This is a genomic window from Methylobacterium sp. SyP6R (assembly GCF_019216885.1).
Taxonomy (GTDB): Bacteria; Pseudomonadota; Alphaproteobacteria; order Rhizobiales; family Beijerinckiaceae; genus Methylobacterium.
Genome location: NZ_JAAQRC020000001.1, coordinates 1779673 through 1800632 on the forward strand (window position 1 = coordinate 1779673; position 20960 = coordinate 1800632).

Consider the following 20960-nt stretch of genomic DNA (forward strand, 5'->3'; position numbering starts at 1 on the left):
GGTGATGAAGGCTGCGGTCTTCTCTCTTCCACCGGATGAAGTCATGGGCGGGACGAATGCTGGGACGTAAGTCCCGAGAAAATTCCTACGGCTTGAGCGACAGGCTCAAGGCCTCTCTCAAATCCCCCGCATCGACGAGTCTCCTCCCCCGCCGCTTCAAGTCGCGCAGCTGCGCCGGCGTCGGGAAGCCGCAATAGGGCAGGACCGGGACGCTCCGCCCTTCCGGCAATGCACCCGCCCGCTCGGCCTCGGCCAGCACGCCCTCCAGCAGCGGCCGCCCGGCCTCGTGCAGCAGGATCGCCGCCCGCGAGGCGGTGACGTCCTCGGGCAAAGTCACCGGCGCCTGCGCCAGGATCCCGCCGGCATCGATCGCCGGGGCCAGCCGGTGCACCGTGACGCCGAAATCCGGCCTGTCCTCCAGCAACGCGTGCAGCGTCGGCACCGGGCCGCGGTGGCGCGGCAGCAGCGAGGGATGGACGTTGAGCCCGCCCTTCGGGGCCGCCGCCAGGGTCGCGGCGTCGAAGATCTGGTCGAAATGGAACGACAGGATCAGGTCGGCCCCGTGCTCCCGCAAGAGCCCGGTCGTCGCCGGTCCGTTCACGTCGGTGATGGTGGCGTGCGGCAGGCCGAGGCGCCGGCACAGGGTGCGCAGCGGCGTCGCCTCCGGCACGTCGCGGCTGCCCGACAGCGCCTGCGTTGCGGGAGCGAGCCCCCGGACGAGGTCGGGCAGGCCGAAATTCACCGCCAGGTAAGGCAGGAAGCCGGGCCCGGAGCGCATCAGGTGGCGCCGCACCTGGCCGGTGAGCCCGCCGGTGCTCGGTCGCTCGGGGTCGGACAGGCCGACGAAGGCGATCCGCGCGGCGTTGTCGGCGACGAAGCGGCGCACCGCCCGGGCATTGGGCAGGGCTTCGAGGGTGAACAGGGCGATCCGCACCGGACTTCACGTCTCCATAACCGTCAGGGTCAGCGCTGCTGGCGCTCGCTCATCCGGAAGCTGAAGCCGCGCATGCCGAGGCGGCGCCAGGATTCCGGGATCAAGGCGGCGCCCCGCGCCGCCGCGGCGAGCAGGCCCGGGAAGGCGACCACCGCCTCGTCGCGGGCCAACCCCCTGGCGATGCGCGCGGCCGCCGCCTCGGCGCTCATCTCGAGCGGGCGCCAGCCCTCGTAATCGGCGCCCATGGCTGTCTTCACGTAGCCGGGGCAGACCACGTTCATCCGCACGCCCTGCGGCGCCAGCTTCTCGCGGAGCGCCAGGCCGTGGGCGAGGAGCGCCGCCTTGGTGCCGCTATAGGCGGGCGCGTCGGGCAGCGGCGCGTAGGCCGCGAGCGAGGAGATCAGGGCGATCTGGCCCTGGCCCCGCGCGGCCATGAGGGCGACCGCCGGCAGCGCCACGTTGAGGGCGCCCATCAGGTTGACGTCGAGGACCAGGAAGGCGGTCTCCTCGGTCTCCAATCCGCCCTCCGGATGGCCGCCATTGACCCCCGCATTGGCGATGACGAGATCGAGGCCGAGGCGCCCGGCCACGTCGCCGATCCAGGCCCGCACCCCCTCCCGGTCGCGCACGTCGAGGGGCCGGGTCTCGACCGCGGCGCCCTTGCGGCGGCAGAGATCGGCCACCGCCTCCAGGCGCTCCGCGCCCCGTGCGTTCAGCACCAGGGTGGTGCCGGGGGCGGCGTAATGCTGCGCCAGCGCCGCGCCGATGCCGCTCGAGGCGCCGGTGATCAGGATGACGGGCAAGGACGGGTCTCCGGGGATCGATCACGCGGCGGCACGGCCCGCGCCTGTAGCACGGCGGCCCTCGTCGAGCGCGAAAAAATCCGTGAGCTGCGTGACCGGAAAATCAGATCGACTTTAACGAAAACCAGTGCAGGACAGGGCCCCACCCATCGAGGCCCGGTCTCCCGCACGCAGGGCGCGTGCTTGACGGGGCCGGAGCGATGTGGAACGGCGCCTGCTCCGGGTTGCATCGCCTGGGCGGGCAGGGCTGGGCGGGCACGGTCCGCAGTGAGTGAGAGGCGGATGGATCGCGGCAAGCTGAAGCGGTTGTGGCCCCGGATGCCGTCGGAGTCGGAGGGGCCCGGTCCGCGGCGCTCGCGCCGCCTGGGCAGCGAGCCGACCTCGCGGCGGGTGCGCCTGAGCGACCGGTGGGACGAGGGCTTCCTGCGACTCGGCGACCCCCGGCCCGACCGGTCCATGAGCTACATCATCGACGGGCTCGGCATCCATTACGATGCCACGGCACCGAGCGAGCTCGAGGTGATGCTCGAGGAGGGCGGCTGGGAATCGGACGAGCTGATGGCTCGCGCCCGGGACGGCATCGCGCGCCTGCGCGAGGCGCGGCTGAGCCTCGACAACGACCCGCGCCGCCGCGACCTGCCGGCGCGGACGGACGGGGCCCGCCGGCGGGTGGTGATCGTCGACCAGGCGGCCGGCGACCCGACGGTCGGGTTCGGCCTCGCCGGCGCCAGTGCCTTCTCGGCGATGCTGGCGGCGGCCGCCGCCGACGCGCCGGAGGCCGAGCGCCTGGTGGTGATGGATCCCGGCGCTCCCGTGGGCCGGCGCGGCCATATCGATGCGGCGGCGGCGGAAGCGGCCGGCGCGCGCCTGGTGGGCGACCCCGTCACCGCCTGGTCGGTGGCCGAGGGGTGCGACCGCGTCTACGTCGTCTCGGCCCATGCCGGCTTCGAGGCGGCGCTCGCCGGCACGCCGGTGACTTGCTTCGGCCTGCCCTTCTATGCCGGCTGGGGCTTCACCGACGACCGGCTGCACCTGCCCCGGCGCACCCGCCGGCGCCGGCCGGACGAGGTCTTCGCCGCCGCCTACCTCGTCTGCTCGCGTTATTTCGACCCCTATACCGGGGCGCCGGCCCGGTTCGAGGACGCCGTCGCGACCCTCGACCTCGTCGCATCGCGCTGGCGCGAGAATGCGGTCCCGACCCTGTGCGTCGGCTTCTCGGCCTGGAAGCGGGACTGGATCACCAGAACCCTGTCGGCGCCGGGCCATCGCCCGGTCGTCCGCCGCGGCGACGCCCCCGTGACGCCGGCCGAGCTGTCGGAGGTCCGGCGCGTCGTGACCTGGGCCAGCCGGATGCCGGCCGGCCTTGAGACCGCCTGCCGTACCGCGGACGTGCCGCTCCTGCGGATGGAGGACGGCTTCCTGCGCTCGATCGGCCTCGGAGTCGCCCTGCGGCCGGGCGCCTCGCACGTCCTCGATGCCACCGGCGTCTACTACGACGCCACGGGGCCGAGCGACCTCGAGCGCCTGCTCGAGACAGGGACGTTCTCGGATGATCTCCTCGCGCGAGCGGCCGCTTTGCGCGAGGCGGTGGTCGCCGCGCGGGTGAGCAAGTACAATGTCGGCAGCGCCGCGATGCCGAAGATGCCGCGGCCGGGCCCGGTGGTGCTGGTCGCCGGCCAGGTCGAGAACGATGCCTCGATCCGCCTCGGCGGTGCGACCGTCTCGGGCAATGCCGCGCTCCTGCGGCTGGCCCGCGAGCGCAACCCCGATGCGGTGATCGCCTTCAAGCCGCATCCCGACGTCGAGGCGGGCCTTCGTCCCGGCTGGGTGCCGCCGGACGAGCTCGCCGCCCATGCCGACGTGGTCCTGCGCGACGTCTCGGCGATCGACGCCATCGAGGCGGCGGACCGGGTCGAGGTCGTGACCTCGCTCATCGGCTTCGAGGCACTGCTGCGCGGCAAGGCCGTGACGACCCACGGCCTGCCCTTCTATGCCGGTTGGGGCCTGACCGACGATCCGGGCTGTCCCCGCCGTACCCGCCGCCTGACGCTCGACGAGCTGGTGGCCGCCGCGCTGATCCTCTATCCGCGCTACGTCGATCCGCGCACCGGTCTGCCCTGCCCGCCCGAGGTGCTGGTGCAGCGCCTCGCCGAGGGCGACCCGGAGCTGGCGCGCCGCGCCCTGACCCCGGAGGCCGTCCTCAAGCAGGTCTGGTCGGTGGTCTGGCGCCGCGTGCTGCGGCGGGGGTAAGTCTCGTGGGAGACGTCCGGCGCGCCGGCGTCTCGTCGACGCAGGCCGATGATCGAACCCTGGAAACGAAAACGGGGCCGTCGCCGGCCCCGTTCTGTCGTCCATCTCGTGGTTCTTCGATGGGCTCAGGCGTTCTGCAGTGCCTCGATGCCCGGCATCTCGTCGCCGGCATCATTGGCGCTGCGGGCCCGGGAGCGGACCTCGAGCCAGGCGCCCTGCGTGAGGTCGAGGCGCGAAGCCGTCGCCTCCACCGCCGCCGCCATGCCCTCGCCCTTGTAGTAGACGCCGCGGATCTGGATGTTGGCGACGATCGCCTTGATGAAGGCGTCCCAGAGGTCGCGCCGGGGCGGCTCGGCCTTCGTCCAGAACGTCTCCAGCGCGCCCTGATAGGTCAGTCCCTGGATGTCGTAGATCGCGGCACCCAGCGTCATGGTCGGCTTGTTGGCGCGCATCGACCACAGGCCGACGGTGCTGTTGACCGTGACGACGCCGCGGCAGCCGTCCAGCATCTTGCCGAGGTCGCCGCCATCGGCGAAGTCGACTCGGTCGGTGACGCCCCACTTCTCCGCCGAGCGCCGCACGATGCGCGCCCAGTTGCGGATGCCCGGATCGAGGGGGTGGATCTTCACGAGCAGGCGCGACCCGGCCGGTGCGTGCTCGGCGAAGGATCGGATCACCGCGTGGATCGGCGTCTTCAGGTCGAAGAACGGCGAGTAGGCGCGCAGCTGGAAGTCGTTCTCCATCTGCAGCGGCAGCACGTAATAGGTCGTGCCGGCCTCGCGCAGGCGGCGCACCAAGGCGTCGACCCGCGGACCGGTGCGCTTGGCGCGCACCATGTGCAGGGCGGTGCCGAGATAGATCAGGGCGTTGTGATGCACCTGATGCGACTTGTAGCCGGGATAGAGCCACCAGAGCCAGTTGCTCATCAGGTGGTAGGCCATGTCCCACACCGCCTGGAGCCAGAAGCTGTCGCGGTAGCGCGGCACCAGGTCGGGCTCGGGCGCCTGGGCGGCCAGCGCCAGCACGGCCTCCGGATCCTTCGGGAAGCAGCTGTCGCCCGACATGCCGTCGCGCTCCAGCGTGATCCAGTCCGGACGCAAGTAGCCGAAATCCGTCACCGTGACGTTCAGGCCGCGGGCCTTGGCGGCGGCGACCGCGACCTTGTGGTAGTAGCGCTGCTCGCCGAGCAGCATCAGGTCGGTCACGCCCTCGCGGTCGATCAGATCGGCGATGAAGGCCGGCCAGGTCTCGCGGGTGCCGCGGAAATTGACGCCGTTGGCCCGGCGCCAGAACATCCAGTCGCCAAAGCAGAGATTCACCCGCAGGCAGCGGTGACCCCGCGCCTCCAGCGCATCGGCGACCCGGGCGAAGAACGGCGTGATCGGGCCCTGGAGGAACAGGAAGACCTGACGCCCGCCAGTGCGGGCTTCCTGGCGGGCGTCCTGATGGCGCGTGTCTCCGTGATGGGTGTCTCGGCGGCTCGGTTCGACGTTTCGCGCGGGATCAGCTCTCACGGGCACACCTCGGCTCTGGGCGGGATCCGGCGACCGCGTGCGGCCTGCCGGTGGAGCCCTTAAGACGGCGAAGGCCCGAGCACGCTGCTGCCAGCTTGCCCGGACGGACATTCGGGGCGCGCAACCTCGCGCGCGAGCCGCTGACGACGCGGACAGTATCGCCAGACCCGGTGTGGACAATGGCGAGCCTGCAACACTCATGGAAAATCGCAGTGCCATCATCGCAGGCTGCTGCGGGTTCCGTCGCGGTCGTCCGGCGGACGAGTACCGCCATAAGGCCGACGATCTGGGCAGGAACGTGGACGGGCCGGAACTTATTCCCGCGATTCACACGCCATCCCCAGGCTGCGTTGCTTCCGTGCCACAGCGGGACCCCCGCCGCCACGCTCGCGACGCATTTGCGGCCGAGTTGCCGGATGTTCGGGCTCTCGGGCGTGGGCGCCGTGCAACACCGGCGCCGCTTGTGCATGCGGAGCGCCGCGCTCATCGCTCCCCGCATCCCGGGATGGTAGGGAGAAGCGGCGAAGCGTGGCCGAATACGGCCGCGAGCGCGCGGACGATCGAACGGGACGGATGCCGGCGCGCCGGCATCGATGGAGCGGGAAGACCGGCAGGGCCGTCGCGGACGGCCCGGGTGGTTTCGGAGGGTGGTGCATGGTGCGCGTCGGTATGCCAGCGGTCCTGGCGGCTGCTTGCCTCATCGGAGGATGCAGCAGCTTCCTGCCCGCGGCCGGTCCGACGGCGAGCGCGGTCGTGGAGGGTGCCGACGTGGCGACCGACCAGGGACTGCTCGCCCGCTACGAGATCGTCGACGTCGACGCCGCGGTGGTCGAGGCCCTGCGCGGCAGACCCCTCGACAGCCTGCTCGCCTCCTTCGGCGACCGCCGCCCCTCGGTGCAGCCGGTGATCGGCGTCGGCGACGGGATCACGGTGACGATCTGGGAGGCCGGTAGCGGCGGCCTGTTCTCCGGCCCCATGATCGGGGGCATGTCCACCGGCTCGAAATCCTCCAGCATCCCCGAGCAGATCGTCGCCCGCGACGGCACGATCTCTGTGCCCTATGCCGGCCGCATCAAGGTCGCGGGCAAGCGCGCGGCCGACGTACAGGCGCAGATCGAGCAGGATCTCGCCGGCAAGGCGATCCAGCCGCAGGTGCTCATCACGGTGAACTCGCCGCTCAGCACCAGCGTCACGGTTCTGGGCGAGGCGGCGTCCACGGGCGGCGGGGCCCGCCTGGCGGCGGCCCGCGGTGGCCCGGCCTCCAGCCTCGGCGGCGGCCGCGTGCCGCTGACCGAGAAGGGCGACCGGCTGCTCGACGTCATCGCCACGGCGGGCGGCGTCTCGGCGCCGGTGAACGAGACCTTCGTGCGTCTCTCGCGCGGCTCGGCCACGGCGACGGTGCCGCTCACCGCGGTCGTCTCGAACCCGCGCGAAAACATCTTCCTGCGCCCGGGCGACACGCTGACCCTGGTGCGCGACCCCCAGACCTTCCTGGCGGTCGGGGCCACGGGGGCGAATTACGAGATCCCGTTCTCGGCCGAGGGCATCACGCTGGCCCAGGCGCTCGCCAAGTCCGGGGGGCTGCGCGACTTCCAGGCCGATCCGGCCGGCGTGTTCGTGTTCCGGTTCGAGCCGGCCTCGGTGGTGCGCCGCCTGCGTCCGGGCAGCCCGCTCCTGTCCTCGAACTTCGTGCCGGTGGTCTACCGGATCAACATGCGCGATCCCAACAGCCTGTTCGTCTCCCAGGCCTTCCGGATGCGCAACCGCGACCTCGTCTACGTCTCGAACGCCCCCTTCACCGAGGTGCAGAAGGTGCTGAGCGTGTTCTCCACCGTCACCGCGCCGGTCTCGGCCGGTGCCTCGCTCTACCAGGTGGCCAAATAGGCGGCGATCGAGCGGTCCCGGCCCATCCCGGAAACGAAAACGGGCCCCGCGGGGCCCGTTTCTCTTCGTGTCGATGACGGGGCGGCGGAAACGCCGCCCCCGGTTTTCGTTCAGCGGCTGAACTTCTTGTACTTGATCCGGTGCGGGATGGTGGAATCGACGCCCAGGCGGCGCTTCTTGTCCGCCTCGTAATCGGCGAAGTTGCCCTCGAACCACTCGACGTGGCTGTCGCCCTCGAAGGCGAGGATGTGGGTCGCGATCCGGTCGAGGAACCAGCGATCGTGGCTGATGATCACCGCGCAGCCGGCGTAATCCTCCAGCGCCTCTTCGAGCGCGCGCAGGGTGTCGACGTCGAGGTCGTTGGTCGGCTCGTCGAGGAGCAGCACGTTGGCGCCGCTCTTCAGGATCTTGGCGAGGTGGACGCGGTTGCGCTCGCCGCCCGACAGGACGCCGACCTTCTTCTGCTGGTCCGAGCCCTTGAAGTTGAAGGCGCCGCAATAGGCTCTGCTGTTGATCTCGCGCTTGCCGAGATACAGGATGTCGTTGCCCCCCGAGATCTCCTGCCAGACCGTCGCGTCGGGCTTGAGCGCGTCGCGGGACTGGTCGACATAGCCGAGCTTGACGCTCTCGCCGATGCGGATCTCGCCCTTGTCGGGGGTCTCCAGGCCGTTGATCATCCGGAACAGCGTGGTCTTGCCGGCGCCGTTCGGGCCGATCACGCCGACGATGCCGCCCGGCGGCAGCTTGAACGACAGGTCGTCGATCAGCAGCCGGTCGCCGAAGGCCTTCTCCAGGTGGTCGAACTCGATGACGTTGTTGCCGAGCCGCTCGGCGATCGGGATGACGATCTGGGCGGTCGAGGGCCCCTTCTCCTGCGACTTGGCGACGAGTTCTTCGTAGCGGGAGATACGGGCCTTGGACTTGGCCTGCCGGGCCTTCGGCGAGGCCGAGACCCATTCCTGCTCGCGCTCGATGGTGCGCTGGCGCGACTCCTCCTCGCGGCCCTCCTGGGCGAGGCGCTTCTGCTTCTGAACCAGCCAGGACGAGTAGTTGCCCTCGTAGGGGATGCCCCGGCCGCGATCGAGCTCGAGGATCCAGCTCGTGACGTTGTCGAGGAAGTAGCGGTCGTGGGTGACGATCAGGATCGCGCCCGGGTAATTGCGCAGGTGGCCTTCGAGCCAGCCGACGGTCTCGGCGTCGAGGTGGTTGGTCGGCTCGTCGAGGAGCAGCAGTTCCGGCTGCCACAGCAGCAGGCGGCAGAGGGCGACGCGGCGGCGCTCGCCGCCCGACAGGGTGGCCACGGCCACGTCGTCGCCCGGACAGCGCAGGGCGTCCATCGCCTGGTCGACCTTGGAATCGAGATCCCACAGGCCCTTGGCCTCGATCTCGTCCTGGAGACGGGTCATCTCGTCCGCCGTCTCCTCGGAATAGTTCATCGCGAGCTCGTTGTAGCGATCGAGGATCGCCTGGGATTCGGCGACGCCCTCCATCACGTTCTCGCGGACCGTCTTGTCCGGATCGAGCTGCGGCTCCTGCGGCAGGTAGCCGACCCGCGCGCCCTCGGCCACGAAGCCGTCGCCGGAGAACTCGGTGTCGATGCCCGCCATGATGCGCAGGAGCGTCGACTTGCCGGCGCCGTTGACGCCGAGCACGCCGATCTTGGCGTCCGGGTAGAAGGACAGGTGCACGTTGTCGAGCACCTTCTTGCCGCTGGAATAGGTCTTGGTCAGACCCCGCATGTGGTAAATGAATTCACGGGCCATGGGCCGGTCCTTTCGGAGTGTCTTGCGCGCGGGTCCGGCCGGATGCGGGGCGGGGCGGGCGGATGGTCCAGGCTTGTCGGAAATCCTGGCGACGATCCTGCCCGACGGGCGCCGGCGCGGGCGGCCGCGCGTCGGAATTGGGAGTGCTCCCGCGCTTACCAGGGCCGTCGGGGGGGTGCAAGGCGGCCCGGGGACGCCCTCACCCGAACGGGTTCCTGACCTCCGTCGTCGCCACCCGGACCTCCTCGGCCCGCTCGGGGAGATCGGTCTCGCCCTCCAGGGCCGCTACGATCGCCGCCAGGGTCTTGGCCAGCGCCCTCGCCCGCTCCAGGCTCTCCCGGTCGCGGGCAAGGTCGAGGGAGCCGTGCAGCGCGATCCGCGCCGTGCCGTTCTCGAGCGTCAGGCCGCCGAGGGTCTGGACGGCGGCATCGTCGGCGAAGGGGGTGAAGGCGGGCTTCGCGTGCGCGGGCATGGGAGGCTCGTATGGGTTGGGCGGGGCTCGTCAGAACAGCGAGCGGAGGAAGTCGCGCCAGGCGCGGCGGGCGGCGCGGCGCAGCTCGGCGGCGAGCCAGTCGAGGATGCTCGGCTCGCGGCGGCTGCGCGGGCCGCCGGCATATTCGTCGCGCCGCGGCTCGGGCAGTTTCATGATGCGGCGGCGGACCGAATCCGGCAGGTCCGGGAAGGCGACGATGCCGCCGAGGCCTGCGAGCTGGTCGAGGGAGATCGCCTCCCAGGTCTCGCCCGGGGCGGCGTTGCGGGCGAGGTAGACTCCCGCCTCGCCGCGATTGGCGTCGTAGACCGCCTTGAACAGGCGGGTCGGGATCAGCACCCGGCCGCGCAGCGACTGCACGCTCGTGCCCTCGAACAGCGGCCCGGTGACGACGAAGAGGTCGCCGCGCTCGATCGCCAGCGCCCGCACGCTGCTCTCGATCCCGGCCCAGAGCCGGCGGTTGAGGTCCGGGTCCTGCGGCACGATGTTGGCGAGGGTGAAGGATTCGGCTTGCGTGCTCGGGCTCGGCATGTCGCCGGAAGGCGCCATGTGGCCCCGGTCCCAGCCGCTGCCGGCGTAATCCGCGAGGTCCGAGCGCACCGCCTCCGGCAGCCTGTCCTCCTCGTGGAAGGCATCGACCCGGTCGATCCGGCGGGCGGCCTCGACCCGCGCGGCGGTGAGGTGCTCGGCGGCGTAGAGCGGCGTGCGCGACAGGCCCGAATAGAGGACCGCGAAGGCCTGGTAGCATAGGAGCGTGGTGTCGGCGGACAGCCGCGGATTGGTGAGGACCGGGGGCGTGCCGCCGGCGAAATGCTCCGGGCAGTTCCGCGCCAGCGCCGGGGCGGCCGAGACCACCAGGAGCAGCAGGAGGGCGCGGCCGGCCGGCGACACCCGCGAGCGGAGCGGAGCGATGCTCGTCACGCGCAGATCCGGACCCGGCGCAGGCCCTCGGGCGTCGGGCGCACCCGCCAGGTGCACACCGGAACCCGGCGCCGCGAGACGGTGTCGCAGGTGCGGTCGGACCGCGTGCAACGAGGCAGGTGCGGCAGCCAGGCGGGATCGAGCGCCGGATAGAGCGGCACAGCCCGCGCGTCTCCCGACAGGCCCGGCAGGAGGCTCTGCGCCGTCAGCAGAACGCCGAGGACGAGCCAGCGTACCGGTATCGACCGTCCCATCTGACCTCCGAGGGGAGTGCGTATTGGCCCAATCGCGCCGTCTCTCGCACATTCTAGGGCATCCCCGCGCAGGTGTCGCCTCGGGGTTGGAATTCACCGTGAGTTCAGAATGTTCTTCGGAGTTGCTACGTCGCGCACAACCGCAACCGGCGCGTCAGCGCGCGGCCGATGGCGCGATCGGCCGCTTGCGGTATAACGGCCGCCATCTGCGAGGATCCCCGGCGTGCCGCCGCGCGGGATCCGCCCCCGAATGAGCGAGTGTCACGACGTGTCCGATCTGGTCCTTCCCCTCCTCGACCGCGTCCGCATTCCTGCGGACCTGCGCCAGCTGCCCGAGAGCGACCTGACGCAGCTCGCCGCCGAGCTGCGCGCCGAGACCATCGATGCCGTCTCGGTCACCGGCGGCCATCTCGGCGCGGGCCTCGGCGTCATCGAGCTCACCGTCGCCCTCCACTACGTCTTCAACACCCCCGACGACCGCATCATCTGGGATGTCGGCCACCAGGCCTATCCCCACAAGATCCTCACCGGCCGCCGCGACCGCATCCGCACGCTGCGCCAGGGCGGCGGCCTGTCGGGCTTCACCAAGCGCTCCGAGAGCCCCTACGATCCCTTCGGCGCGGCGCACTCCTCCACCTCGATCTCCGCCGGCTTGGGCATGGCGATCGGCCGCGACCTCTCGGACGCCGCGGCACGAGCCCGCGGCGAGACGCCGCCGCGCCGCAACGTGGTGGCGGTGATCGGCGACGGCTCGATCTCGGCCGGCATGGCCTACGAGGCGATGAACAATGCCGGCGCGCTGAAGTCCCGCCTGATCGTCATCCTCAACGACAACGACATGTCGATCGCGCCCCCCGTCGGCGCGATGTCGTCCTACCTCGCCAAGCTCGTCTCGGGCGACACCTACCGCTCGCTCCGCGACACCGCCAAGCAGTTCGGCCGCCTGCTGCCGAAGGCCCTCTACGACACCGCCGCCCGCGCCGAGGAATATGCCCGCGGCATGCTCGCCGGCGGCGGCACGATGTTCGAGGAGCTCGGCTTCCACTATGTCGGGCCGATCGACGGCCACAACCTCGACCACCTGCTCCCCGTGCTCAAGAACGTGCGCGACGCGCCGGACGGCCCGGTGCTGGTCCACGTCGTGACCCAGAAGGGCAAGGGCTACGCACCCGCCGAGGCCGCCGCCGATCGCGGCCACGCGGTGGTGAAGTTCGACGTGGTGTCGGGCAAGCAGACCAAGGCCAAGCCCAACGCGCCGGCCTATACGCGGGTGTTCGGCGAGAGCCTGATCAAGGCGGCCGACATCGACGACAAGGTGGTGGCGATCACCGCCGCGATGCCGTCGGGCACCGGCGTCGACCTGTTCGCCAAGGTGCATCCGGAGCGGACCTTCGACGTCGGCATCGCCGAGCAGCACGCGGTGACCTTCGCGGGCGGCCTGGCGACGGAGGGGTTCAAGCCGTTCTGCGCGATCTACTCGACCTTCCTGCAGCGCGGCTACGACCAGCTCGTCCACGACGTGGCGTTGCAGAACCTGCCGGTGCGCTTCGCCCTCGACCGGGCCGGCCTGGTGGGGGCGGACGGGGCGACCCATGCCGGCGCCTTCGACCTGGCGTATCTCTGTTGCCTGCCGAACATGACGGTGATGGCGGCGGCCGACGAGGCCGAGCTGGTGCACATGGTGGCGACCGCGCACGCGCATGATACGGGGCCGATCGCGTTCCGCTATCCGCGCGGCGAGGGCGTCGGCGTCGAGCTTCCCGAGAAGGGCGAGGTCCTGGAGATCGGCAAGGGCCGGGTGATCCGCCGTCCCGAGGGCGCGCGGGTGGCCCTGCTGAGCCTCGGCACGCGTCTGGCGGAGGCGCTGAAGGCGGCCGAACGCCTGGAGGCGGCCGGCATCGCCGTGACGGTGGCGGATGCGCGGTTTGCCAAGCCGCTCGACGAGGCGCTGATCCTGGATCTGGCATCGAGCCACGAGGTTCTGGTGACGCTGGAGGAGGGGTCTGTCGGCGGGTTCGGTGCGATGGTGCTGCACCTCTTGTCGTCGCGCGGGGCGCTCGACGACGGCAAGGTGCGGGTGCGGACGCTGACCTTGCCGGACAGCTACCAGGACCACGACTCGCCGGAGCGGATGTATGCCGAGGCCGGGCTCGATGCGGCCTCGATCGTCAAGGTCGTCGAGGCCACGCTGCCGGCGCGCGAAACGGCGGCCGAACGCGGGGGGCGCCTGCGCCTCGCCTGAGAGATCGCACCGACGGGTTCATCCCGGTGGCAGGTCGCTGATGCGCGGGCGGCACGCCCATCCGCGATCGGTCGCGCATGCCTTGCGGGCATGGCGCCGGGCTGGCAGAAGCGGCCCGGCTTCCCGAATTGATGTCCGAATTGATGTCATTGTCGGACGAGCGGGCCCACCGCCCGAGCCGCCGAGAAGGAACGCATGAACGAGGCCCAGCACAGCAGCGCATCCACGTCCGGATTCGAGCCCGGCCCGGTGCTGATCACCGGCGCCAGCGGCTTCCTCGGCCCGGCGCTCGTGGACGTGTTCCGCGCCGCCGGCTTCCCGGTGCGGGTGCTGGTGCGCGCCACGAGTCCGCGCACCAACCTGACTTGGCCCGACGTCGAGATCGTCGAGGGCGACATGCGCGACCCCGAGGCGGCGGCGGCCGGCATGCGCGGCATGCGCTACCTCGTCCATGCGGCGGCGGATTACCGGCTCTGGGCGCCGGACCCGGACGAGATCGTGCGCACCAACCGCGACGGCACCCGGGCCCTGATGCGGGCGGCGCTCGAGGCTGGTGTCGAGCGGGTCGTCTATACGTCGAGCGTCGCCACCATCAAGCCGCACGACGACGGCACCCCGGCCGACGAGACCCGGCCGCTGACACCGGAGACCGCCATCGGCGCCTACAAGCGCAGCAAGGTGGTGGCCGAGCGGGTGGTCGAGGAGATGGTGGCCCGCGAGGGCCTGCCGGCGGTGATCGTCAATCCCTCGACCCCGATCGGCCCCCGCGACGTCAAGCCGACCCCGACCGGGCGGATCATCGTCGAGGCGGCGAACGGCAAGATGCCGGCCTTCGTCGATACCGGCCTCAACCTCGTCCATGTCGACGACGTGGCGAAGGGCCATCTGCTGGCCCTGCACAAGGGCCGGATCGGCGAGCGCTACATCTTGGGCGGCGAGGACGTGCTGCTGTCGCGCATGCTCGCCGACATCGCCGGCCTCGTCGGGCGAAAGCCCCCGACCGTGCGGCTGCCGCGGGCGGCGGTCTATCCCGTCGCCTTCGTGTCCGAACTCGCCGCCCGGATCACCGGCAAGGCGCCGCTCGCCACGATCGACGGCATCCGGATGTCGCGCTACCGGATGTTCTTCTCCGACGCCAAGGCGCGGGCCGAACTCGGCTACGCGGCCCGGCCCTACCGCGACGGCCTGTCGGACGCCGTCGCCTGGTTCCGTCAGGCGGGATACATCCGATGACCACCGTCACCGAGGCGCGCTCCGGCAAGGGGCACCGCGACGAGAACTTTCCGGTCGCCTCGCACCTGATCCATCCGCGCCACCGCGGCCCGATCCTGGATTTCTACTATTACGTCCGCGCCGGTGACGATGTCGCCGACAATGCGGGTCTGTCGCCCGAGCAGAAGATCACGCTCCTCGATCGTCTCGCCGACGCGCTGACGGCTGAGGGCCCCGACGATCCGGAAGCCGCGCCCTTGCGCCGCTCGCTCGCCGAGCGCGGTCTGCCGCCGCGCCACGCACTCGAACTGCTCGACGCGTTCCGGATGGACGCCCACAAGACGCGCTACGAGACCTGGGACGAGCTGGCGCATTACTGCCGCTACTCGGCCGTCCCGGTCGGCCGCTTCGTCCTCGACGTGCATGGCGAGGATCCGGGCCGCACCTGGCCGACCTCGGACGCGATCTGCACCGCTCTCCAGGTGATCAACCACCTCCAGGATTGCGGCAAGGATTTTCGCAACGTCGACCGGGTCTACCTGCCGCGGGAGACCCTGGAGAAGCACGGCGCCCGGATCGAGGATCTGGCCGGTGAGCGCGCCACCCCGGCGCTCCGCGCCGTGATCAAGGACCTGGCGCAACGCTGCCTCGATCTCCTCGAGGAGGGCCGGCCCCTGCCGGATCTCATCGACGACACCCGGCTCGCCATGGAGATCGCGGCGATCCACCGCCTCGCGGTGCTGCTCGCCCGCGGTCTGCTGGTGCGCGATCCGCTGAGCGAGAAGGTCCATCACGGCAAGGCCGCCTTCGCGCTGACCGCGCTCGGCGCCGCCGCCACCACGCTCGCCCGGCGGCCGTTCCGCCGCCATCTCCATCCGGCCCTGCGGGGAGCCCGTTCGTGACCGCCCTCGCCTCCCAGACCCCAGCCCAGGCCGAGGCGTCCGCCGAGGCCCCGGCCCTGCCGGCTGCCGGCTCGTCGTTCTACACCGCCATGCGGCTGCTGCCGGCCGAGCAGCGCGACGCGATGTACGCGGTCTATGCCTTCTGCCGCGCCGTCGACGACGTGGCCGACGATGGCGGTGCCCGCGAGGTCCGCGCGGCCGAGCTCGACCGCTGGCGCGCCGATATCGACGCCCTCTATGCCGGCCGCCCGGTGCCGCGGACACAGGCCCTCGTCGGCCCGGTGCGCCAATTCGGACTCAAGCGCGAGGACTTCCAGGCGGTGATCGACGGCATGGCGATGGATGCCGAGGCCGACATCGTCGCCCCCGATTCGGCCACCCTCGACCTCTATTGCGACCGCGTCGCCAGCGCCGTCGGCCGGCTCTCGGTGCGGATCTTCGGCCTTCCCGAGGAGCCCGGCATCAGGCTCGCCCACCATCTCGGCCGGGCGCTGCAACTCACCAACATCCTGCGCGACATCGACGAGGATGCCGAGCGCGGCCGGCTCTACCTGCCGGCCGAGCCGCTGGCGGCGATCGGGCTGTCCCATCCTACCCCGGAATCGGCCCTCGCCCATCCGCGTCTCGGGGAGGTCTGCGCCCGGCTCCTCGACGAGGCGCAAGGGCATTACGATGCGTCCTGGGCGATCATGAACCGCGAATCGCGCCGGGCCACCAAGGCGCCCCGGATCATGGGCGCGGCCTATCACCTGATCCTCGTCGGCCTGCGCAAGCGCGGCTGGGCGGCGCCCCGCGTGCGGGTCAAGCCCGGCAAGCTCGCGCTGATCGGCGTTCTCCTGCGTCACGCGATCGTCTGATGGGCACAGTCCATGTTCTCGGCGCCGGCCTTGCCGGCCTTTCGGCGGCCCTGCGGCTGGCCAAGGCCGGCCAGCGCGTCGTGGTGCACGAGGCGGCCAAGCAGGCCGGCGGGCGCTGCCGCTCCTATTTCGATCCGACCCTCGGGCTGACGATCGACAACGGCAACCACCTGCTGCTGTCGGGCAACCGCGACGCCCTCGACTTCCTGACGCTCGCCGGCGCCCCCGAGGGCGTGCTCGCCGGGCCTGACGAGGCCGCCTTCGCCTTCGCCGACCTCGCCACCGGCGAGCGCTGGACCCTGCGGCCGAATGCCGGGCGCCTGCCCTGGTGGGTGCTCGATGCCCGCCGGCGGGTGCCGGGCAGCCGCGCCCGCGACTATCTCGCCCCCCTCGGCATCTTCCGCGGAGCGACGCGCTCGGCCACGATCGGCGAGAGCATGGCATGCGAAGGACTGCTGTGGGACCGGCTGTGGCGTCCGGTGCTGCTCGCGGCCCTCAACACCGAGCCGCAGGAGAGCGATGCGGGGCTTGCCGCCACCATCCTGCGCGAGACCCTGGGGGCCGGCGGCCGGGCCTGCCGGCCGCTCGTTGCCGTCGAGGGCCTGTCGGCGGCCTTCGTCGATCCGGCTCTGGCAGCCCTGGCGAAGGCCGGCGCGGAGGTGCGTCTCAGTCGGCGCCTGCGGGCGCTCGGGATCGAGAACGGGCGCCTGACCCGGCTCGAGTTCACGGATGGCGCCGAGGAACTCGGGCCCGACGACGCGGCGGTGCTGGCCCTGCCGCCCTGGGTCGCCGCCGACCTGATGCCGGGTTTGGAGACGCCGCAGAGCCACCGCTCGATCGTCAACGCGCATTTCGCGGTTCCCCCGAAGCCCGGGGCGCCGCTGCTCCTCGGCGTCGTCGGCGGCGTGACCGAGTGGCTGTTCTCCTATCCCGACCGGCTCTCGGTGACGATCAGCGGCGCCGACCGCCTGCTCGACGTGCCGCGCGAGGAGCTTGCCCGCACGATCTGGGACGAGGTTTCGCGGCTCTCTGGCTACGCCGGCGAGCCCCTGCCGCGCTGGCAGATCGTCAAGGAGAAGCGCGCCACCTTCGCGGCAACGCCGGCAGAAGCGGCGCGCCGGCCGGGGGCGCGCACGCAGATCGAGAACCTGGCGCTCGCCGGAGACTGGACCGCGACCGGGCTGCCCTCGACCATCGAGGGCGCGATCCGGTCCGGGGCGACGGCGGCGCAGGTAATGGTCAGTAACCGTAGCAACGCTGCGTTGCGTGGAGCCGCTTGACGCCAGGGCCCGGTTTCGGGAACAGCGTGAGCGTGCGCGGCGTTTTGTGCACTGCGAAAATATACCGGGATGGCATCATGGGCGGCGGGGCGGAGCCGCCCTCACCAGAGGAAGGCAGAGACACCGTGGGCAAGGTCGAGACGCTGCAACGCAAGAGCACGCAGGACATCACCCTCGACGAGGTCGAGCGGCGGGTCTCGGCCGCGTCCCGGGCGCTGACGCAGCTGGCGCATGCCGACGGGCATTGGTGCTTCGAGCTCGAGGCGGACGCCACCATCCCGTCCGAGTACATCCTCTACCACCACTTCCGTGCGTCGATCCCGCCGCGGGAGCTGGAGGAGAAGATCGCCGTCTACCTGCGCCGGACGCAGAGCCCGCTGCATCACGGCTGGGCCCTGGTCCACGAGGGGGCGTTCGACATGAGCGCGTCCGTCAAGGCGTATTTCGCCCTGAAGATGATCGGTGACCCGATCGACGCGCCGCACATGCGCCGGGCCCGCGAGGCGATCCTCCAGCGCGGCGGCGCGGCGCATGCCAACGTCTTCACCCGCACCCTCCTCGCCCTCTACGGCCAGGTGCCGTGGAGCGCCGTGCCGGTCATGCCGGTCGAGGTGATGCTGCTGCCGCGGTGGTTCCCGTTCCACCTCGACAAGGTGTCGTACTGGGCCCGTACCGTGATGGTGCCGCTCTTCGTGCTCCAGGTGAAGAAGCCCCGGGCCAAGAACCCGCGCGGGATCGGCGTGCGCGAGCTGTTCACCCAGGATCCGGAGCGGATCCGGCGCTGGCCCTCCGGCGCCCAGGAATCCTCGCCGTGGCGTCCGGTCTTCGCGGTCATCGACGACATCCTGCGGGTGGTCGAGCCGTTCTTCCCGAAGAAGCCCCGGGCCCGCGCCCTCGACAAGGCGGTGGCCTTCGTCAGCGAGCGGCTGAACGGCGAGGATGGGCTCGGCGCCATCTACCCCGCCATCGCCAATTCGGTGCTGATGTACGAGGCACTCGGCTACCCGGAGGACCACCCGCTGGTCGTCACCGCGCGCTCGGCGGTGGAGAAGCTCGTCACCGTCAAGGAGCACGAGGCCTACGTCCAGCCCTGCCTGTCGCCGGTCTGGGACACGGCGCTCGCCGCCCACGCGCTGATGGAGGCTGGCGGGCCGGAGAACGAGCGCCAGGCCCGCGCCGCCCTCGAATGGCTCAAGCCCCTCCAGGTGCTCGACATCAAGGGCGACTGGGCCGCCCGCAAGCCGGACGTGCGCCCGGGCGGCTGGGCGTTCCAGTACAACAATGCCCATTACCCCGACCTCGACGACACCGCCGTGGTGGCGATGGCGATGGACCGGGCGCAGACCCGCCTCGGTCCCGGCGAGGGCGGCTCGGACTACACCCAGTCAATCGCACGCGCCCGCGAGTGGATCGAGGGCCTGCAGAGCCGCGACGGCGGCTTTGCCGCCTTCGATGCCGACAACACCTATCACTACCTCAACTACATCCCGTTCTCCGACCACGGCGCGCTGCTCGACCCGCCGACCGCCGACGTCACTGCCCGCTGCATCTCGATGCTGGCGCAGCTCGGCGAGACCAAGGAGACGAGCCCCGCCCTCGCCCGCGCCGTCGACTACCTGCTGGCCGACCAGGAGGAGGACGGCAGCTGGTACGGCCGCTGGGGCATGAACTACATCTACGGCACCTGGTCGGCGCTCTGCGCGCTGAACGCCGCCGGACACGACCCGGCCTCCGCGCCGGTCCGCAAGGCGGTGGAGTGGCTGGTCGCGATCCAGAACCCGGATGGCGGCTGGGGCGAGGACGCGGCGAGCTACAAGCTCGAATATCGCGGCTACGAGCGGGCCGGCAGCACCGCCTCGCAGACCGCCTGGGCGCTGATCGCCCTGATGGCGGCGGGCGAGGCCGATCACCCGGCGGTGGCCCGCGGCGTCAATTATCTCGCCCGCACGCAAGGAGCCGACGGGCTGTGGGGCGAGGAGTTCTACACCGGGACCGGCTTCCCGCGGGTGTTCTACCTGCGCTATCACGGCTACGCGAAGTTCTTCCCGCTCTGGGCGCTGGCGCGCTACCGCAACCTCCAGCGGGGCAACAGCCGCAAGGTCGCGGTGGGGATGTAGCGAGGGGCCGGGCCCGCGGCGCAACCGCGCCGGCCCGGAACGACCGCCCGGGCTCGGGCATTCCCCGGGCCGGGAGCCCCGCGATGACCCTGTACAGCTACCACATCTCCCACGAGCAATGCCCGCCCCGGGCGCTGCTCGCGCTGGCCCAGCGGGCCGAGCAGGCCGGCTTCGACGGGGCCTTCTCCTCCGACCATCTCCAGCCCTGGTCGGCGAGCCAGGGCGAATCCGGCTTCGCCTGGGCCTGGCTCGGTGCCGCGCTCCAGGCGACCGAGCGGCTGACCTTCGGGATCATCTCGGTGCCGGGGGGGTGGCGCTACCATCCGGTGGTGCTGGCGCAGGCCGTGGCGACCCTCGGGCAGATGTTTCCCGGCCGGGTGCCCTGGGTGGCGCTCGGCAGCGGTCAGGCGATGAACGAGCGCGCCACCGGCGGGCCGTGGCCCGACAAGGCCGAGCGCAATGCCCGTCTGCGCGAGGGCGCCGAGATCATGAGGGCGCTGCTTGCCGGCGAGACCGTGACCCAGCGCGGGCGCCTGACGGCGGTCGACGCCAGGGTGTGGTCGCTGCCCGAGACTCCGACCCGCCTCGTGGGTGCAGCCACCAGCGTCGAGACCGCTGCCTGGCTCGGCACCTGGGCCGACGGGCTTCTCACCGTCGGGACGAGCCCCGAGACCCTGGGGCCGATCGTCGACGCCTTCCGGGAGAATGGCGGCGCCGACAAGCCGGTCTTCCTCAAGATGGATCTCAGCTACGCCCCCGATCCGGCCGAGGCCCTGCACCAGGCCCACGCCGAGTGGCGCTTCAACGCCCTGCCCGCCTCGGTCGCCTGGGAGCTGCCGCGCCCAGCCGATTTCGAGGCCGCCGCCCGGTTCCTGCGGCCCGAGGACATGCACGAGGCGGTGCTGATCTCCCACGACCTGCCGGCCCTGACCGAGCGCATCGCGGCTTGCGCGGCGCTGGGCTTCGACAGCATCGACCTGCATCAGGTCGGCGGCAACCAGGCGGCCTTCATCGACGCCTTCGGCGAGCGGGTTCTGCCGGCGCTCCACGGCCGCAAGGCCCCGGTGATCGAGTTCGATCCGTTCGGGCGCAAGCCCGCGGCGCGGGCGGGATAGCCTTCCGGACTTCTTGCGGGATGTTTTGGCCCGAACGAAAAAAGGCGCCCGACCGGCCGGTCGGGCGCCTGTCTCGGTCATGCGATCCGGATCAGTAGCCGTAATAGAAGCGGCGCGGGCCGTAATAGGGCCGCCGCCAGTACGGCCGCGGGCCGTAATAGCCGTAGCGCAGGCCGTAGACCGGCCGAGGCCCGTAGAACGGACGGCAATAGCCGAAGCGGTTCGGGATGAAGCCCGGCCCGCAGCCGCCTGCCACTCGCGTCACGCCCGTCTCCGGCGCGAGCGTGCCCGCCGCGCCGAGGCCGATCGGGGCGGCCTGCGCGGTCGATGCAAGACCCAAGCTACCGATCAGGCCACCCGCGACGAGGGCGGCCATCCCGAGCCCCTTGACGTGCATCATCGTGGGATCTCTCCTTGAGTGA

17 protein-coding genes are annotated in these 20960 nt (G+C 71.4%); 9 read left to right on the forward strand and 8 right to left on the reverse strand.

From position 1 onward, the window contains the following. Nucleotides 1-85: 85 nt before the first annotated feature. Together HBB12_RS08170 and HBB12_RS08175 are read right to left on the reverse strand one after the other, a co-directional pair. A complete protein-coding gene (locus tag HBB12_RS08170; RefSeq protein ID WP_236988884.1) occupies nucleotides 86-934 on the reverse strand; it encodes a formyltransferase family protein in 849 nt (282 codons plus the stop codon). A gap of 29 nt (nucleotides 935-963) precedes the next feature. Further along, nucleotides 964-1737 (reverse strand): SDR family NAD(P)-dependent oxidoreductase, encoded by a 774-nt coding sequence (locus HBB12_RS08175; RefSeq protein WP_236988885.1) that lies wholly within the window; start codon nucleotides 1735-1737, stop codon nucleotides 964-966. Nucleotides 1738-2019: 282 nt separating this feature from the next. On the opposite strand from HBB12_RS08175, the gene HBB12_RS08180 reads away from it, so the two are divergent. Then, nucleotides 2020-3987: a capsule polysaccharide biogenesis protein gene (locus HBB12_RS08180; RefSeq protein WP_236988886.1), complete on the forward strand. Its 1968-nt coding sequence runs from the start codon at nucleotides 2020-2022 to the stop codon at nucleotides 3985-3987. Nucleotides 3988-4112: 125 nt separating this feature from the next. Here HBB12_RS08180 and HBB12_RS08185 read toward each other — a convergent pair whose 3' ends face one another. Continuing rightward, the gene (locus tag HBB12_RS08185; protein WP_236988887.1) at nucleotides 4113-5501 is read right to left on the reverse strand and encodes a capsule polysaccharide biogenesis protein; all 1389 of its coding nucleotides are present in this window, start codon (nucleotides 5499-5501) and stop codon (nucleotides 4113-4115) included. 654 nt (nucleotides 5502-6155) lie between these two features. Between HBB12_RS08185 and HBB12_RS08190 the strand changes: the two genes are divergently transcribed. After that, entirely contained in the window at nucleotides 6156-7385 is a 1230-nt protein-coding gene (locus tag HBB12_RS08190) for a polysaccharide biosynthesis/export family protein (protein ID WP_236988888.1), read from the forward strand. Nucleotides 7386-7495: 110 nt separating this feature from the next. Here the strand turns inward: HBB12_RS08190 and ettA are convergent, their stop codons facing one another. From ettA to HBB12_RS08210, 4 genes are all read right to left on the reverse strand, one after another. Further along, the gene (gene ettA, locus HBB12_RS08195) at nucleotides 7496-9148 is read right to left on the reverse strand and encodes an energy-dependent translational throttle protein EttA (protein ID WP_236988889.1); all 1653 of its coding nucleotides are present in this window, start codon (nucleotides 9146-9148) and stop codon (nucleotides 7496-7498) included. Nucleotides 9149-9347: 199 nt separating this feature from the next. After that, complete coding sequence (locus HBB12_RS08200; protein ID WP_236988890.1) at nucleotides 9348-9620, reverse strand: hypothetical protein; 273 nt, start codon at nucleotides 9618-9620, stop codon at nucleotides 9348-9350. Nucleotides 9621-9650: 30 nt separating this feature from the next. Beyond that, the gene (locus HBB12_RS08205; RefSeq protein ID WP_236988891.1) at nucleotides 9651-10559 is read right to left on the reverse strand and encodes a DNA/RNA non-specific endonuclease; all 909 of its coding nucleotides are present in this window, start codon (nucleotides 10557-10559) and stop codon (nucleotides 9651-9653) included. Next, on the reverse strand, nucleotides 10556-10813 hold the full coding sequence (locus tag HBB12_RS08210) for a hypothetical protein (protein ID WP_236988892.1): 258 nt from the start codon (nucleotides 10811-10813) through the stop codon (nucleotides 10556-10558). The genes HBB12_RS08205 and HBB12_RS08210 overlap by 4 nt, the downstream gene beginning before the upstream one ends. A gap of 268 nt (nucleotides 10814-11081) precedes the next feature. Here HBB12_RS08210 and dxs point away from each other — a divergent pair, with 268 nt between their 5' ends. The 7 genes from dxs to HBB12_RS08245 all read left to right on the forward strand — a co-directional run bounded on the left by dxs (nucleotide 11082) and on the right by HBB12_RS08245 (nucleotide 20538). Continuing rightward, nucleotides 11082-13055 carry a 1-deoxy-D-xylulose-5-phosphate synthase gene (dxs, locus tag HBB12_RS08215; protein WP_236988893.1) on the forward strand — a complete coding sequence of 658 codons (1974 nt, stop codon included), beginning with the start codon at nucleotides 11082-11084 and terminating at the stop codon, nucleotides 13053-13055. A gap of 195 nt (nucleotides 13056-13250) precedes the next feature. Beyond that, complete coding sequence (gene hpnA, locus HBB12_RS08220) at nucleotides 13251-14288, forward strand: hopanoid-associated sugar epimerase (RefSeq protein ID WP_236988894.1); 1038 nt, start codon at nucleotides 13251-13253, stop codon at nucleotides 14286-14288. Continuing rightward, nucleotides 14285-15169, forward strand: coding sequence for a squalene synthase HpnC (hpnC, locus tag HBB12_RS08225; RefSeq protein ID WP_236988895.1), 885 nt, complete (start codon nucleotides 14285-14287; stop codon nucleotides 15167-15169). Before hpnA ends, hpnC begins: the two co-directional genes overlap by 4 nt. After that, on the forward strand, nucleotides 15166-16026 hold the full coding sequence (gene hpnD / locus HBB12_RS08230) for a presqualene diphosphate synthase HpnD (RefSeq protein ID WP_236988896.1): 861 nt from the start codon (nucleotides 15166-15168) through the stop codon (nucleotides 16024-16026). Before hpnC ends, hpnD begins: the two co-directional genes overlap by 4 nt. Further along, complete coding sequence (hpnE, locus tag HBB12_RS08235; RefSeq protein WP_236992699.1) at nucleotides 16023-17306, forward strand: hydroxysqualene dehydroxylase HpnE; 1284 nt, start codon at nucleotides 16023-16025, stop codon at nucleotides 17304-17306. Before hpnD ends, hpnE begins: the two co-directional genes overlap by 4 nt. Nucleotides 17307-17383: 77 nt before the next feature. Further along, complete coding sequence (gene shc / locus HBB12_RS08240) at nucleotides 17384-19423, forward strand: squalene--hopene cyclase (protein ID WP_236988897.1); 2040 nt, start codon at nucleotides 17384-17386, stop codon at nucleotides 19421-19423. An 83-nt stretch (nucleotides 19424-19506) separates the two neighbouring features. Beyond that, nucleotides 19507-20538, forward strand: coding sequence for a TIGR03885 family FMN-dependent LLM class oxidoreductase (locus HBB12_RS08245; RefSeq protein WP_236988898.1), 1032 nt, complete (start codon nucleotides 19507-19509; stop codon nucleotides 20536-20538). A gap of 91 nt (nucleotides 20539-20629) precedes the next feature. On the opposite strand, the gene HBB12_RS08250 is transcribed toward HBB12_RS08245, so the two are convergent. Then, on the reverse strand, nucleotides 20630-20938 hold the full coding sequence (locus HBB12_RS08250) for a GCG_CRPN prefix-to-repeats domain-containing protein (RefSeq protein WP_236988899.1): 309 nt from the start codon (nucleotides 20936-20938) through the stop codon (nucleotides 20630-20632). Between the last annotated feature and the right edge of the window lie 22 nt (nucleotides 20939-20960).